Origin of the sequence: Belliella marina, assembly GCF_042682445.1 — a bacterium.
Lineage (GTDB): Bacteria > Bacteroidota > Bacteroidia > Cytophagales > Cyclobacteriaceae > Belliella > Belliella marina.
Genome location: NZ_JBHUHR010000011.1, coordinates 1 through 540, shown reverse-complemented (window position 1 = coordinate 540; position 540 = coordinate 1). Strand labels below are relative to the sequence as shown.

At 37.0% G+C, this 540-nt stretch carries 1 protein-coding gene; it reads right to left on the bottom strand.

Annotated features, from left to right (window positions below):
- Positions 1-10 precede the first annotated feature (10 nt).
- Complete coding sequence (locus ACFSKL_RS03400; RefSeq protein WP_376883507.1) at positions 11-433, bottom strand: 3-hydroxyacyl-ACP dehydratase FabZ family protein; 423 nt, start codon at positions 431-433, stop codon at positions 11-13.
- Between the last annotated feature and the right edge of the window lie 107 nt (positions 434-540).

Sequence of the window (540 nt, the reverse complement as noted above, 5' to 3'; positions counted from 1 at the left end):
TTTTCTGATTTTAAGCAATTTTCACACTCATCCAAGCAGCTTCAAATAATTTCAACTCATCCATATAGGCAACACCACTTTGCTTGATAATACCTCGACTGATTCGGAGATTTTGAATGATGTACTTTATTTTTCTGTCAAACTCCGCAGGAGCAAAAAACCTGACATGCTCTAAAGTAGTCAGCGCAAAAAAACCATCTGCCAATCCCAACAACTTAATTCCTGCACCTCCACATTGTGCCATTGATTCTACCAGAATCATTCCCGGAACGATCCCTGCATCAGGAAAACTCCCCTTTAGCCATTGATCCTTTTCATCAAAGGTTTTGGTTCCTATGATTTCTTCTGGGTTGGCAGAAAGCATATTTTCTACAAACAAAAAAGGATCTCTATGCGGAAGCAAATCATGAATATTGACATTTTCGATTTTCATGACAAATGTATTTTAGCTGTATAAAGTAAATATTGTTCAGGAATTAGGTCTTCGTTACCAAAGATAAGCTAAGTTAAAGAAATGTATAAGTCCTAGCAAGTCCGTCT